The sequence below is a fragment of the Stieleria tagensis genome (genome assembly GCF_024129865.1).
GTDB lineage: Bacteria > Planctomycetota > Planctomycetia > Pirellulales > Pirellulaceae > Stieleria > Stieleria tagensis.
This window is the reverse complement of record NZ_JAMYFE010000042.1, coordinates 27041-41857: the sequence shown is the minus strand read 5'-3', so window position 1 is coordinate 41857 and position 14817 is coordinate 27041. Positions and strand designations below refer to the sequence as shown.

Sequence of the window (14817 nt, the reverse complement as noted above, 5' to 3'; positions counted from 1 at the left end):
TACCCGCTGTTATGAACCGGCCTACATACCGCCCATTTTGGGCGCCGGTTCATAGCTTCCCGGATCACCAAACCGATTGACGATCTCGGCAAAGATCGCTCCCTTTTCCACGTTCTGGTGATCCTCCATCACGCGGTGATAAAGATCATCGGGCAGCACGCGCAACACGGTCATCAATCCTTTGACGGACATGTGATAATTGTCGCGCATGCCGGCAACTTCTTTTCGATTCCAAATTACCTTCATAAACTCAGGCGACATTTCCATCCCCTGCATCTTCTGTGGATACCCTGGCGTCCCCATCGACTGGTCGGATACGACGTCGATCGCTGGACGCTGATCCACGTTGGCCAGGAATTGGTCGACCGAATCGTTGGCACGAATCCTCGGCCCCACCTGGCGGACCATGTGATTCATCATGTGGTGAACCATATGGCAATGAAAGATCCAGTCCCCTGGATTGTTGGCAATGATTTCGAAACTCGATGCCTGGGCCACACCGACAAGTTCATTGTTCCGCGGAACCCAGGCGCTCTTGGGTATCCGAGCACCCTCGTGCCCGGTGACCCAAAACGTATGCCCGTGCAAATGAATGGGATGGTGTTGCATCGGCGCAAAGTTCAACAACCGAACCCGAACGCGTTCTCCATGCTTGCACACCAACGGAGTCGTAAACGGGCCGCTACGGCCGTTGATCGTGTGCCAGTTCCAATCCATCGACCAAGAATCGCTGACCGTATGAGTCGGTGGAATACTGAAATTCTGGAAGATCAGCCCAAAATCGCGATCGACCGGTGGATCAAAGACCTTCTGCGGATGCACGATAAACCAACCGACCTGGCCAAACGATTCTTGCATCGGCACGTGTGCGTGATAAAAGAACGTGCCCTCCTCATGAATATCGAACTCGAAAACCATTGTTTGACCGGGTTTGATCGGGTTCTGGGTCAATGTCGCTGCACCGTCATACTGAACCGGTAACTCGAACCCGTGCCAATGGACAAACGTGTCCTCGGGTAACTGATTGGTAACCACGATCCGCACCCGATCGCCTTGAGTGACTTCGATCGTCGGTCCCGGCATGCTGTCGTTGTAGCCGTAGACGTTCATTTTGTAGCCCGGCAAGAACTCGCGTTCGACGGCCATCGGCACCAGCTGAAACTCCTTGGCCCCATTGACCATTTTCCATGGCAGCTTGTCCAAATCCGGCGCAACAAACGGCGCCGGACCGTCGTCAACACTGCGGAATCCAGGAACCGTCTTGCCAAGATAGAACGGTGAATCAGGATCGTTGCCCCGCGACGGTTTAAAACGCGAGAACCCGTCATAATCCGTGCGATCATCCGCTGGAGTGGTCCTCGGCTCCGCCGCCGCGCCGGTGGTTTGCTGGGCGGTTGCGTTGGATGTCCACATCGATCCCAGCAACGAACCGACTGCGGCAAGCGATCCGGTTTGCAAAAACGTACGGCGTTCGTTCGACTTGCTCATGACTTACCTTGGTTTGGGCACTGAATCGATGTGGCCGACGGGGGTCGGTCCGGGCGCCGCCATCAAGCCGCCGTGTAGCAAGAAGCCCCGAACCAGAACCTCTTGCGACCGAAGTTCCTGCAACTGTTCGATTTGTGTTAATCGGACATCAAAGTAATCGTGTTGCGCTTCCAAGACGCTCGGCCAATCGACTCGGTTGTCCTTGTAGCTCTGCAACAGTTCTTGATAGGCAAGCCTGGACTCCGGAACGATGACGCGTTCATACTCGGTGACCATTTGCAATGACGTCAGGTAGCGTTGATAAACGTCAGCCAACCGTTGCTGTAGTTCCAATTCGGTGCGGCGAATCTCTTGTTCCTGGCGGCGCAAATCCATTTGGGCCTGGCGAATCGTGCCCTGGTTGCGGTCGAAAACAGGAAGCTCGATCGTGATACCGGCTGTCGCCGTTGTTTCCTTGGCTTCGAAATTGTAACCCGCTCCACCGCCGGCCACGATGTCAGGCACCCATTCAACTTGTTCGCGCTGCACGGTGACACGGTCAGCAGCCAGCTTGGCCCGCGCTGCCAACAATTCCGGGCTTTGCGCCAAAATCCTGCCCCACGCTTCGTCATAGCCGACCGCCGGTTGGTCCGGCATCAGTCGGCCTTGAAGTGGTTCGATCGACAAATCCACACCCACAATCGCTGTCAGCTGGCGAAAGGATTCACGGTACTGGTTCTCGCTTTTTAAAACTGCCAGCCGGGCGCGCTGCAGTGAAATATTCGATCGACGAACATCGGGCCGCGAGGCCTGGCCCAGATTGTAAAGCTCACGGGCGGTCACACCGGCGTCTTCGGCAGTCTCCAACAACTCCCGCCGAATCGCAACGATCTGGCCAGCGGCCAGGGTTCGATAGAAATGGATACGAACATCGTTACAGACACGAAACTGTTGTGCGATCGCAAGGTGCTCGGAAACATGCGCGCGGCGCAAGTATTTTTCACGACTGAGACCCAATTTACCGGCGGTCACAAAACGTTGTGACAGGATCATCCCCTGGAACTCACCCGCCGTGTCGGTGTCACCGGCGGTGTCGACACCGATCTGTTCGCCGCTGTATGCCAGTGTCGGATTGGGGTACAGACCGGCCTGCAGCGCGGTGGCGGTTTGAGCCGAAACCTGCAGTCGAGCTTGGCGAAGTGTCGGATTATTTTCCGCAGCCAGGGTCAAGACATCTTGCAACGACATCCCGATAGCCGCAGTGAGGCCAGACGCCGAATTCCCAGGCTCGCTCTCGGTGTTCGGATCGAGCTGCTCCCAACCATCCGCAGCAGCAGGCGGTGACGGTGGTGGCAAAAATCGCCTTCCGGTCGCGGCGGACGGGACCAACGCGGACTGACCCCATGCAGAACCGCCGCCGCTCCACAACGGCTGGACGCTCAACAGCGTCAGCACAATCAATGCGTGACGTCCTGCGCGATGAAAACACATGGTTGATCCGGTTCCCTCCGATTCTGCCCTCAGCCAATGTCCCTCTGACCGACGTACCGAATGATTCGACTAGATACCCCTATCCAGTATCCTTTGCGTGCTCTGAACCTGAATAATCCCCCAAACCAAGACCGCTCGTCCGGCCTCGGCCGAGTTTAACGGGGCAACAAAATCGTCAGGTCGGTTGAAAATTTTGTGGCGGTTTTGACGCGCCAGGGAAACAGGTGTTGTAGCGAATTGTTTTCCCTGCCGTTCCCGAGGCCCATCGATGCCATTTCGAGCGATCCGTTTTTCGATCTACTTGAGCTTCTGTGCGTTGTCCACTTCCGCACTCGCCCAGCCCCCCCGAGGCGGCCCGCCAGGAATGGATGGTGAAGAGCGCAAATTGGTGGATCAATTTGACACCAATCAAAATGGCTGGCTCGAAAATGACGAGCGAAAAGTAGCCCGCGAATTTCTCAAGCAAAACCCGACTCCCCATCGCGGACCCGGCGGTCCTGGATTTGGCCCGCCCCCTGGATTTGGTCCGCCGCGGGGTTTTGGACCTCCGCCTGGATTCGGTCCTCCACCTGGATTTCCGCCGGAAGATTTTGATCGACAGCAGCCTGAGTCAGATCGACCAGACGAAACAGATCGTAGAGCGGAACGTGGCCCCGGCGGCAGAGGCGGTCCCGGCCAACGTGGACGCGGTGGTCCAGGCGGACGCGGTCCCGGTGGACGTGGTCCGGAAGCGGATCGCCCGGCAGCCACACCGGGAATTCAGATCGAAAAATCATCGGTCCAACCGCTGTCCAACGATCTGTATGACACCACGGTACTGCGAACCATTTTTATCGATTTTGAAAATCAAGACTGGGAATCAGAGCTAGAAGATTTTCATGGCTCCGATGTGGATGTTCCGGCCACGGTGACGGTCGACGGAGTCGCCTTGGCCAATTGTGGAATCCATTTCCGCGGCATGTCGTCGTATGGAATGGTGCCGGCCGGCTACAAACGCTCACTCAATCTGTCGGTCGACATGGCCGATGAAAAACAACGGTTGCTCGGATACAAGACGTTGAACCTGCTAAATGGCAGTGGAGACGCATCGATGCTTAGCACGGTGCTGTACTCACAGGTTGCACGCCAGTACATCCCGGCACCCAAAGCCAACTTTGTTCGTGTTGTCATCAATGGCGAAAACTGGGGCCTGTACACCAACGTCCAACAGTTCAACAAAGACTTCTTGAAAGAGAACTACGGTTCGGGCAAAGGCGCTCGCTGGAAAGTCAGCGGGTCACCGCGTGGTGGAGGCGGTTTGGACTACCGGGGTGATGACCCAGCTCAATACGGCCATCCCTACGAACAGAAATCGGGTGACGAAAAATCGCTCGACAAACTCATTGAATTGTGTCGGGTGCTGGACGAAACACCAACCGCGCAATTACCTGCCGCGCTCGAACCGATCGCCGACGTTGATGGATTGCTTTGGTTTTTGGCCCTCGACAACGGTCTGATTAATTCCGACGGCTATTGGATCCGGGCAAGTGACTACAGCATCTACCTAGATAACGACGACAAGTTTCATTTCATTCCGCACGACATGAACGAAGCCTTCCGCGGTGCGGGTGGCCCGGGAATGGGCGGTCCAGGCCGGGGTGGTCCGGGTAGAGGCCGCCCAGACATGCGGAATCAAGATGCAGACGATGCAAACCGCCGACCGGCTATGAATTCGCCCCTCGAACTCGATCCATTGATCGGCCTTGACGATGCCAGTAAACCGCTTCGCAGCAAAGTTTTGGCAGTGCCGCAATACCGTGACCAATACCTACGCAATCTGCAACAGCTTGCCGACCACTCGCTCGACTGGAAAACACTCGGCCCGTTTATCGCATCGCAGGTCGCGTTGGTCGACGACGTCGTGAAAACGGAAACACGCAAACTGGGCTCCTATGAAGCATTCGTCAACGCAACGTCCGAATCCACTGGACGGGACGGTGAACCAGAACAGGCAACACGTGGAGGCCATGGCGCAATGAACCTGCGTGAATTCGCCGAGGGCCGCGGAAAGTTCTTGCTCGAATACACGACCTCTCACACCAAGTGAAAATGTCAGAAAATAGCCTTCAACGAATCGAAATGAAGTTCTTGCTCGATGCCGAGCGGTCGGCCCAGGTCAAATCCTGGGCTCGTGAGCACCTCGACAGCGATGCCCACTGCAACAGTGAATCCGATGATTCCTATGACATCAACACGCTGTACCTGGACACACCCGAACTGGACTTATTTCATCGCACCGGTGTGGTCGGCAATTCGAAACACCGTATCCGGCGGTATGGAAACGATGCCATGCTGTGGCTGGAAACCAAACGCAAAAAACAGCTGGTCGTGCGCAAAAATCGCACACCGGTTTCGCCAGACGATCTGACCCCGCGGCTGACCGCGATCAGTGCTGGGACGGCCGATCAAGCGTCGCCGAATACCGAGCACCCCGCCTGGTGTGGCGATTGGTTTCTGCAGCGGGTCACAGAACGCCACCTGTTGCCGGCAATTCAAATTGCCTATCGCCGATTCGCGCGAACCAGAGTGGTGGGACAGGAAACTTTGCGTTTGACCATCGACAGCCAGATGAAAGCGAGGCCCATCGACGGCTGGAACGTGGCAACTGAATCTGGCGCCCCCTTATGTCCCGCGGTCTCATTCGGCCACTATGAAGTCCTGGAGCTGAAATTCCACGATCAAATGCCCTCGCTTTTTAAACAATTGCTCACTCAGTTCGTGATCCCTGGCACCGGGTTTTCCAAATATCGGGCGGCGTTGGTTGCCACCGACATCGTGCCAGAGATCCCCCATTCGCTCTACCGAGCGATTGCAGCGGCGCCACAACAACAACACGCTTCGGAGTACACGCTCGATGCCTGAGTGGTTCACTACCTTTTCAACCACCGATGTTCATCCCGCAGTTCCGGTGTTAGCCACGCGACTGGTGCTGGCCTGGTTTTGTGGCTATTTGGTTGCCCTGCTTGCGCGCAGCAAGAAACCTGCTGGAACACCGGACACGTTGACGCTGACGCTGGTGCTGATGAGCATCTTGATTGCGATGGCTACCCAGATCATTGGCGACAACATCGCCCGTGCGTTCAGCTTGGTTGGGGCGTTGTCGATCGTGCGGTTTCGCACTGCCGTACCGGCGACCCGCGACGTGGCATTTGTACTCGCTGCGGTGGTCGGCGGGATGGCGATCGGCGCTGGACAGTATTGGGTCGCTGCAATCGGGATGGCGGTGGTGGCATTGGCAACGTACATCAATTCACCGTCTGTCGATCAGCTTGACTCGGAAACCGATGGGCCAGACGGCAGCGATAACTGGCGATTGACGATGCAGGTCGGATTGAGCGCCAATCGGGGATGGGAACCAGAACTGCAGCGACTCTCCAAACGGTTTCAGTTGATTTCGGCCGAGACGACTAGGCGTGGTGCAGCCATGGAACTGGTCTATCGCATCTGGCCACAACCGGAAACCAACCCCGTCGAATTGATCGCCGCGATCAACACGCTTCCAATGGTCGAATCGGTGGCGACCAAAGTGTTGTAGCGCAGTGTCGTGGATCGCTCCGTCGATCCCACGCTTTAGTAAAACCCGCCGGCCTCACAGGACTGGCGATCGGATCGGTTAGCATCAATGGGCTGTGTCCCCCTGTTAGTTCGCTGGTGTTGGTGTGGAGGATTCATCCGACCGGTTAGCAAGTCGGATAAATCCTCCACACCAGCGGGGCTTGGCCAGTCACCGTTGGAGTTCACGCTTCAGCGTGCCGGAACGAAACCGGCGCAGCAATTCCAACCGACCGGCCTCGCAGAGGCCAGTGACAGCAAAGGGTCAACGCGATCCGCCCGCGTCATCATCGAATGGCTCGCCGATCAACTCGTTCCAGGTGGCTCGCTGCTGAGGCGTCAAAATTTTCACGATCTCCGCCACCGTGATTTTCGTTGCTGCTAAACGCACCGATTCTCGCAGTGGTGGTCTGCGATCATCATGACTTCGCTGCGGCGGTCCACCCGGTGGGCCCCGATCGTCAAATCCCCGATCGTCAAATCCGCGGGGGCCTGGACCGTCCGGAGGACGCCGACCGCCAAATTCCGGTCGCCAAGGCCCATCGGGCGGGCGGCGGCCGTCGAAAAATTCCGGTGGTCGCGGCCCCTCTGGCACCCTACCCGACGGCGGGCCGTCGCCCGGCGGCGGCCGTCGGCGAAATTCCCCTGGGCGATCACCCCGTGGACCGTCCCTAAAATCATCCGGTCCATCGGGTCTGCCGCCGGGGTTCGGACGCGTCTGTTCGATGATGCGATTAATTTCATCACGTTGCTGACGTGTTAAACCCAGCGCCGCAACCACCTCGGAAGTCTTAAACGTGAATGGCAACCGCCGCTGACGCGAGATTTGGCGCAATCGGTTGAGCTGTTGGTCTGAGAGTTTGTCGCTGATGAACGCATCAAAATCGTTGACCAACTCAGACATCTGATCATTTTCGCCGGCGAGTCCGCCAACGTAGCGATTGGCCAAGGACTCTCGCTGGTCGCGGAACTGGTCAACACCTTGTTCAATCTGATAGGCCAACTGATCGTCGATCCCCAGCTCGTCTTGAACGCTCCGCTGATTCAGCTGCAACAGCGGTGCAATATTATCCAGCACCTGCAACTCGTCCACCATTTGCTGCACTCTTGCCGAGCTCGCTGAGAGTTCCTGAGCCAATGCCGGATCATCAGCGCGGTCATTCAAGAAATCCTTGTAGAACGCCAACGACGTTTCCAAAAAACTACGTCGTAAATCTTGCAGATCCGGATGATAGGCCAATTCACTTTCGCTGAGATTGCTGAACGTATCGACTGCCGAGAGGGCTTGGTCAAAACTCCGTTGGGCTTGGATGCGTTGCTGCATCTCGCGACCGAGTGCCTGGGCGGTGTGTCGCTGTTCATTCCAAATCACCAACGTGGTGGCCAACAAACCGAGTGTTACCAACAACAACAATCCGCTGGCAACAGCCACCAGTCCACTGTTGCGGCGTCGCCATTTGGCCAGGCGTTCCAACAACGATGGCGGCTTGGCGGCGATCGGTTTGTCATCGATCCAGGCCTGCAAATCGTCGGCCAGCGCCCCGGCACTGCTGTAGCGTTCAGAGGGGGTTTTTGCGATCGCTTTGCGGACGATTGTGTCGAGTTCGGTCGGCAGTTGAGGATCGATCGACCTCGGCGCGGGCGGATCATACAACGCGACCTTGTTTAGCATTTCACGATAGCCGTCGCCGTCGATGGCCGGCTGCAAAGTCAACAATTCATACAGCGTCACACCAAGGGAATAAATGTCGGTGCGATGATCCAGTTGATCACGACGCCCGGCGGCCTGTTCCGGGCTCATGTAACGCAGCGTTCCCATCGGGTCACCGGTGCGAGTCAACTGAGTCTGGTCGGCTTGGACCTGTGCCAATCCAAAGTCCGTGACCCAGATCTTGCCGCTGGAATCCAGCAACAAGTTCGCCGGTTTAATGTCTCGATGAACGACGCCGTACTGGTGCGCGTGTTCGATCGCCATGGCAGCCTGCTGAACCATCTTCACCACCGAACGGTAGTAGCGACCGCGGCTCGCCGTCCCATCGCTCAGTAGTGTCGAATGCCGTGCGATCGTATCGTTCTGCGGCCCCGATTTCGACGACTTCTCGCCGCCCGCGCTGTTGGCGGCCGATCCGGCCCCCGATTGGGCATCCAACATCGTTGCGATCAAATCGGCCAGTGTGCTGCCGTCGATCAACTGCATCGCGTAGTAATGAATCCCACGATCGCTGCCCACCGCGTAAACAGGCACAATGTTCGTATGATGCAATGCAGCCGCGGCATGTGCTTCGTTTCGGAATCGCTGCAAACGGATTTCATCCAACCCGCTCGCCATTGGCAATACCTTCAACGCCACGTGGCGCCCAAGCGAAAGCTGGATCGCTTCGTAAACCACGCCCATTCCGCCGCGGCCGAGTTCACCGACGATTTGAAAATCGCCGATCGGTTTGGCCATGAACTCCGCATCCGGTGCAATCAAACCTGCCGGTTTGGGATCGGCAGCGCGATGGACCATCATCAATCCTTCGAGCGCCGGCCGCAGCTTGTCCGCAATCTCGGTGTATTGCTGCAAGAATGATTCCGTCGACGGAGCATTCCCCTCCTCCTGCAACTGCATGTAGTACTTCACCGCGGCGATCACACGACCATCATGAGTGTCGTCCAATTGGTTCATTTTGCACCCATCGTCTGTTTCAATTTGCTCAAGCCTCGCACCCACAGCTTTTCAACGCTGTCAACACTGCGATCCATTTGTTTTGCCACTTCGGAAAACGGCAGCCCATCGACGTGACGCAGCACGATCACGCGGCGGTAATCTTCAGGCAGTGCTTCAAGCGCATCAGCCAACTGCAGAAAGGCCTCGTGACGGGCAAAGTGCTGGCTTGGCGATGTCGCGTCGCCGGCGATCTGCGACTGCAGAAAACCTGTCGCATTGGACAGACTTTGATTCAGCTGCCGTTCCAGTCGTGGATCCCGTTTCTGAGTCCCCAAAAACTTCCGCACATGCATTGCCAGGATGTTCGACAAAATGCCTCGCAACCAACCGGCAAATTCCTCGGCGGTTTGGCCGCGAAAATCGGCGATGTTTCCATGCGCCGCCAGAAAAACTTCCTGAGCAAGGTCCGACGGATCCGCTTTGCCCTGCAGATGGTGATGCCACTGGCTGCGGGCCAAAAAGACCACGTATTTGCGATAGTTCGACAACAATTCGCCGAGCGCATCGGCATCTCCCCCCCGCGCAGCATCGATCAGTCGCTCCATCCGACTCGGCGACTGGTCTGGATCCGTTGGTGAATTTAATTCCAAAACGATTTCATCTCATGGCAACTGTTGCCGGCAGGGGATCCCCACCGCCGCGGAAAACAACAATTTTAACGAGATTCTTCCGCCGCTGTATCAATCGACCAACGAGGTCACGATCCCTGAAACAATCAACAACTTCCGTGACTCATTCTCATGCAGATGATTGTCGAACAAATTGTCGATCAAACCCACGGTCCAATCGGGATCGATCGCCGCGGCCGCATGCAGTGGCAATGCTTGGGCAAACATGACCGACTGATCCCGGTCGGCAAACAGCCAAGACCAATCCTCAAAACAGGGCTCGACGAGCGCCTTGGCCAATTGCTGATTGACCGGAGCAAGCAAGATGGCCAATGTCGCAGTAGGAAAAAATGGTGTGATGCGACTGGACGAGTTTTCCACCCAAATCGATGCAAACAGGTACTCTTCTGCCAATGCAACATCCCACTTGGCGACGTCGCCGATCCGCTCGGCCAGCCAATGCCGTGGCTGCAGGATCATCGCTCCGTCAACGGGCTGCTGCATGATCTTCAGCGCCTGGCGAGCCAGTTTTTTCTTCGTCGCCAGATCCGCGTCGGACGTCTTGGCCAGTTCAAACAAGAAATCGGCCTTGCCCAATCCATCGTCACAAAGCTCAGCCAAAGCCAAACCTCGCTGTGCGTCGCGATGTTTCAGTTGCATGTGACCACCGGTCATCCCACGCGAGGACAATTGATCCAAACCCAATTGTTTGCACAATGACTGTGGTGACTGATCACCGTATTCAGTGGCAAAGCGAACCGCCAAAGTTTGCAATCGATCGATCTCATCGGCATAGGCCGTCAATCGAATCAACTCCGATGCTCGCTGGGGATCGACCACGGCATAGACCGGCAAAAATACGCGAGCCACACCAGCATCCTTCTTACGCTCGCCGGCCGATAATATTTCAGCCAACTTTGGATGATCGGTGTAGGCATCGCTCAAGAGTTCTTTCGCCATCTCGGTTTCACCGAGCTCCAATAATTTGGACGCCAATCGCCCCATCGAGGCCAACGCGTTGTCGCCGGTCTGCTGGCGCGCCAACACCAACGCCTCACCGAGCAATTCAAGACGTTCCTCTGACTCGACCGACCGATCAGCCAGTGTCATCGAATGGTAGAAAGAAGCGTCATCACCGAGCAACGGGAACACACGCTTCCTCTGCGCGGCGTCCAACCAGTCCATCTGTGTCAACAACATACCGACGGTGGATTTCAGATTAGGCGACTCCGCCAGCACCGTGAGTTCGCCCAGTGCGGTTTCAAAATCTGCGATCGAAAGTGCACGGTAGTAGCTTGAAATCCGGTGAACGGTGTCGGTTGGCCCCGGTTTCGAAAACCGTTGTAATAGCCGGCCGGCCAAACCAGCCGCGTCGACTTGCCGGCTTTCCGATTCGGTGGCTATCAGCGGTGGCGAAAGCGGCCCCGCATTCGACGCTTTCAACTCGATCGGACCAAGCATTTCACCGGCCTGCCGCACCAAGACTGCCGGATGGTATCCGTCCTGATGAATCGCAAACACCGCGGTGCTGTCGGGTATGGAAAAACGAGCCTGGCCGTCAGCATCGCTGTGTTGACGTTGGTGTTCGACATACGCGCCGCGGCAAGCGATTTTTGCATTCGCGAGTGGCTGTTTTGAATCCGCATCAATCACTTGAATGTTTTGATCGACGGTTTTCCATTGCGGATACATCGTGATCGTCCCCAAATCCAAATCGGTTTCGCCTTTCCCAGCGACCGATGCGTCTCGCCAGTAGGTGGCCGCGGTGCGATAGCCCGCCGCCTGCAGTTCGACGGACACCTCGCGTTGCCAATCGATCACATCTGGCGAGACAAAGATGCCATCGTCATCGGTGACAATCGACACGTCGGCGTCGAACAGATCCGCCGCGGTTGAATCGCGTCCATTGTAAAGTTCCTGTTGAAAGACCTGGGGCGTGCGGACGGTCACACTGACGTGATTGATCGGACGACCGTCGACTGTCACGACACGACCACGAATCGCGACACCGTGGCGTGGCTTGATTGCTAGCTCCACCTCGGCCTCGGCAGACAACTGCACCGATTCAGGCTGCTCCGTCATCGCTCGGCCAGTGCGTGCGGTCAATTGCACCGCTGCATTTTCTAGCACGCCGAGAAACGGAAAGGTGCCGTCGGCGTCACTGAACAACGTTTGCGTCTTTGTAAAACGTTCATCTTTGTATTCACAATCGATCTCTGCCGCGGCAACCGGATCCCCCTGGTGATCGATGACTTTTCCGATCGCTGCCGAACAGCGTTGCAACGGCTGGGGTTCCAGTTGCAGTTTGCCATCGGTCGGCAACTCCTGGGGGTACAGATAAAATCCACCGGCCTTGATGTGCCGTCCCAAGTAGTCCGATGGAAAATAGCTGATCCGCTCGCCCGGCGCACACCACAATTGAAATGTTCCGTCATCACCGGTGATGGCATCACCGTGAGAAAAGGAGAACTGCAAAATGGCGACACCGGATAACGGATCACCGGTTTGCTCGTCCACGATTTGTCCGCGGACACGAATGCCATCGATCCACTCAATGACATAGGGTTGGACATCATCGATCGCACGAACGGAACTGAGCTGATGTTTGGTTGTCAACGAGACGCTGTTGGGCATCTGTGAATTACAAACCAATTGCCCCCAGGCGATTCGGATCGGTTCCAGCGTGCCATCGGTTCGCTGTCGTGTGGTTCCCCAGCTGTACGATTGCTTGGCACCTTGAGTGAAAGTGAGTTCCAGCGGTGACGAAACAACCGTGATCTCTGTTTTGAAAAAATCCGAATCGGCTGCCGGTTCGGTTTCCGCGGTCCAGCGTCCCTCGGTTTCTCGGGTCGGAATCGTCACGACACTCAGTTCCCCCTCATCGCTGCGAGTGATCGGCAATCGCTGGTACCCGATTGATTCGCCCCATGCGTAGACCATGGTCAGCGGTGCATTGCCAACCCAAGTCGCGGTCGTCGTTCCCTGGTCGTCGGTGGCAGCCGCCCCCGGCATCCCCTCAAATTTGGGTATCGCAGTGCTGCCCCATACCGCTGGTGCAAGCTGTACACCGACAACCGGTTCCCCCTGATCGTCCACCACCTGGATTTTAGTCGCTGGATGTTTGTCAAGTTCGATCTCGATCGGCACGCCACAACGCAAGCGTGTCTGCAAAACTTCGCGGGCGATCATTCCACGTTGCGGTGATGCGACAATCAATAGCACGCGGTCATGGTGCAAGAATTGTTCGTGGCTGCGATCGATCGCAACCTGGTAGTCACCACTGTTCTCCGCTGGCACCGCGAGAGTGCCCGGTGTCTGATGCCACATGCCGACATCGGCTCGTGCCACCAACCCCACCAAACTGACCGCCGCGTCGCTAATGGATTGCCCCGATTCATCGACCACACGCACAGTCACCACCGTGGAATTGCCGGAGTCGACCTCGGCGACTGCTGATGCGGCCTGAGCGACCATCCAAAACATCAACGTCAGTGCCGCCAAACCGCGGTGCCTAACCGAACTATTCATCTTTTGTCCTTTTGGTCAATTCCAATAAGTCGTCCGCATTTCCCATTCGTTCGTAACCTGGCAACCGCACCGGAGCCACATGACGGATCACGCCACCGAGCGGACCGATATCAAAGCGCAACGCGACATTCATTTGCGGATCAATTGCTTGATGGGCTTCAAAGGCGACCGGACACAAGGACCCACAGGCAAAACCCGAATTGCGTCGATCGATCACTTCTTCGGAATTGGCAAGATCCACGAGCGACGCCGTCAATCGACTCTCGTCACTCGGCTCTCGCTGGCCGACCCGGCAACGCACCAGCGTCAGTCCCGTCTCACTGACGAACCGCGGCTGCACCGTCAGCTTGCCTTTTAGATACGCGCCGCCGCTGAATTTTGCATCCAGCTTCAAGGGCCCCAGCAATTCACACGGTGTGATTTGATCCGCGGTCACCTCAATCGAATACGCCAGTCTACTGTCGAAGTTACTGAACCCAATCGACCAATACCGGCCGTCACCGGCTTCGACCAAAACATCCTCCAAACGATAGCTGCCGACGGGGATTTCAATCGGTTCGTTCAACGATTCGATGATACGATGGATTCCACTTTGCGACACCAAGGTCGCTTCCAGTTTTGAAATCACCGCGTCATCTCGCAGCACCTGCAATTGGGCTTTGACAGCGCCCATCCCTTGAATCGGGATCAACCGAGCCCGCCAGGGGTTTTCCAATAACAGCAACTCGTAGTGTTCCGCCGCGTCGAACCCACGCAGTCGCAGCGGGCGATGCGCGGCATACAACTCACGTAAAGGATGAAAGCGTCCGTCGCCGTCCAAATCGATCATCAATCGATCGGCACTGCCCCGGTAGTCGCCATCCTGATCTCGATCGACCAGTTGCATCGCCAATTCGCGACCCTCAATCGTGACTTGCCCCGTCAATCGATCCGAATCATCCGCCACCAGCTTCGCAAACGGTTCGTCGCAGAGCGCGATGCCAGCCATCACTGCCATCATCAAGAAACTACAGAAGAATCGAATCATCACATCATTCTCCGTCGCTGTGACTGAATCACTTGAATGTTCCAAGCCCGGATTATTCATCAGCCGCTGGGCGCTGGCTCACGATTTCTCGTTGCTTTACCAACGATGAATTTGCGTCGATCGATGTCAATGTGATGAACCATCCGGGCCAGAACAGGTGCACCACCGCAATAGTACAGCAGCCGGTCATGCAAGTCAATTTTTGGCGGACACCCTGTAGAGCAGCTAGATGCGTGGATTTGTTTTGCAAACCTGAAAAATAGCGCCAAAAAAATCAGTTGCTCACAATTACCAAGCGGATCGTGTTTTCCTGAAACGGTGATCGACCTGCGCAACCCACTCGTGTCGCCCACGCGTGAACTCCATTATGCAACAATCTGACTCTCGTCGGCGGT

Annotated in this window: 9 protein-coding genes; 3 read left to right on the top strand and 6 right to left on the bottom strand. The window is 56.5% G+C overall.

The genetic code is table 11. The annotated features are described in order from the left end of the window. Window positions 1-21: 21 nt before the first annotated feature. Both NHH03_RS09650 and NHH03_RS09645 read right to left on the bottom strand, forming a co-directional pair. Window positions 22-1488, bottom strand: coding sequence for a copper oxidase (locus tag NHH03_RS09650; RefSeq protein ID WP_253155659.1), 1467 nt, complete (start codon window positions 1486-1488; stop codon window positions 22-24). Between the two features lie 3 nt (window positions 1489-1491). After that, entirely contained in the window at window positions 1492-2958 is a 1467-nt protein-coding gene (locus NHH03_RS09645; protein ID WP_253155657.1) for a TolC family protein, read from the bottom strand. A 268-nt stretch (window positions 2959-3226) separates the two neighbouring features. Here NHH03_RS09645 and NHH03_RS09640 point away from each other — a divergent pair, with 268 nt between their 5' ends. The 3 genes from NHH03_RS09640 to NHH03_RS09630 are packed head-to-tail and all read left to right on the top strand — an operon-like array spanning window position 3227 to window position 6532. Beyond that, window positions 3227-5044: a CotH kinase family protein gene (locus NHH03_RS09640; RefSeq protein WP_253155655.1), complete on the top strand. Its 1818-nt coding sequence runs from the start codon at window positions 3227-3229 to the stop codon at window positions 5042-5044. A gap of 32 nt (window positions 5045-5076) precedes the next feature. Next, on the top strand, window positions 5077-5859 hold the full coding sequence (locus tag NHH03_RS09635) for a polyphosphate polymerase domain-containing protein (protein WP_253155653.1): 783 nt from the start codon (window positions 5077-5079) through the stop codon (window positions 5857-5859). Continuing rightward, on the top strand, window positions 5852-6532 hold the full coding sequence (locus tag NHH03_RS09630; RefSeq protein WP_253155651.1) for a DUF4956 domain-containing protein: 681 nt from the start codon (window positions 5852-5854) through the stop codon (window positions 6530-6532). The genes NHH03_RS09635 and NHH03_RS09630 overlap by 8 nt, the downstream gene beginning before the upstream one ends. A gap of 282 nt (window positions 6533-6814) precedes the next feature. Here NHH03_RS09630 and NHH03_RS09625 read toward each other — a convergent pair whose 3' ends face one another. The 4 genes from NHH03_RS09625 to NHH03_RS09610 all read right to left on the bottom strand — a co-directional run bounded on the left by NHH03_RS09625 (window position 6815) and on the right by NHH03_RS09610 (window position 14482). Beyond that, window positions 6815-9217: a serine/threonine-protein kinase gene (locus NHH03_RS09625; RefSeq protein WP_253155649.1), complete on the bottom strand. Its 2403-nt coding sequence runs from the start codon at window positions 9215-9217 to the stop codon at window positions 6815-6817. Then, the gene (locus NHH03_RS09620) at window positions 9214-9849 is read right to left on the bottom strand and encodes a sigma-70 family RNA polymerase sigma factor (protein ID WP_253155647.1); all 636 of its coding nucleotides are present in this window, start codon (window positions 9847-9849) and stop codon (window positions 9214-9216) included. The genes NHH03_RS09625 and NHH03_RS09620 overlap by 4 nt, the downstream gene beginning before the upstream one ends. Before the next feature lie 90 nt (window positions 9850-9939). Beyond that, the gene (locus tag NHH03_RS09615; RefSeq protein ID WP_253155646.1) at window positions 9940-13395 is read right to left on the bottom strand and encodes a hypothetical protein; all 3456 of its coding nucleotides are present in this window, start codon (window positions 13393-13395) and stop codon (window positions 9940-9942) included. Beyond that, window positions 13388-14482 carry a hypothetical protein gene (locus tag NHH03_RS09610; protein ID WP_253155644.1) on the bottom strand — a complete coding sequence of 365 codons (1095 nt, stop codon included), beginning with the start codon at window positions 14480-14482 and terminating at the stop codon, window positions 13388-13390. Before NHH03_RS09610 ends, NHH03_RS09615 begins: the two co-directional genes overlap by 8 nt. Window positions 14483-14817 lie beyond the last annotated feature (335 nt).

Excerpts from the sequence above, each read along its gene's own strand:
- NHH03_RS09640 (WP_253155655.1), top strand. The coding sequence starts at position 3,227 with ATGCCATTTCGAGCGATCCGTTTTTCGATCTACTTGAGCTTCTGTGCG.
- NHH03_RS09630 (WP_253155651.1), top strand. The coding sequence starts at position 5,852 with ATGCCTGAGTGGTTCACTACCTTTTCAACCACCGATGTTCATCCCGCA.
- NHH03_RS09625 (WP_253155649.1), bottom strand. The coding sequence starts at position 9,217 with ATGAACCAATTGGACGACACTCATGATGGTCGTGTGATCGCCGCGGTG.
- NHH03_RS09610 (WP_253155644.1), bottom strand. The coding sequence starts at position 14,482 with ATGAATAATCCGGGCTTGGAACATTCAAGTGATTCAGTCACAGCGACG.
- NHH03_RS09635 (WP_253155653.1), top strand. The coding sequence starts at position 5,077 with ATGAAGTTCTTGCTCGATGCCGAGCGGTCGGCCCAGGTCAAATCCTGG.
- NHH03_RS09650 (WP_253155659.1), bottom strand. The coding sequence starts at position 1,488 with ATGAGCAAGTCGAACGAACGCCGTACGTTTTTGCAAACCGGATCGCTT.
- NHH03_RS09645 (WP_253155657.1), bottom strand. The coding sequence starts at position 2,958 with ATGTGTTTTCATCGCGCAGGACGTCACGCATTGATTGTGCTGACGCTG.
- NHH03_RS09615 (WP_253155646.1), bottom strand. The coding sequence starts at position 13,395 with ATGAATAGTTCGGTTAGGCACCGCGGTTTGGCGGCACTGACGTTGATG.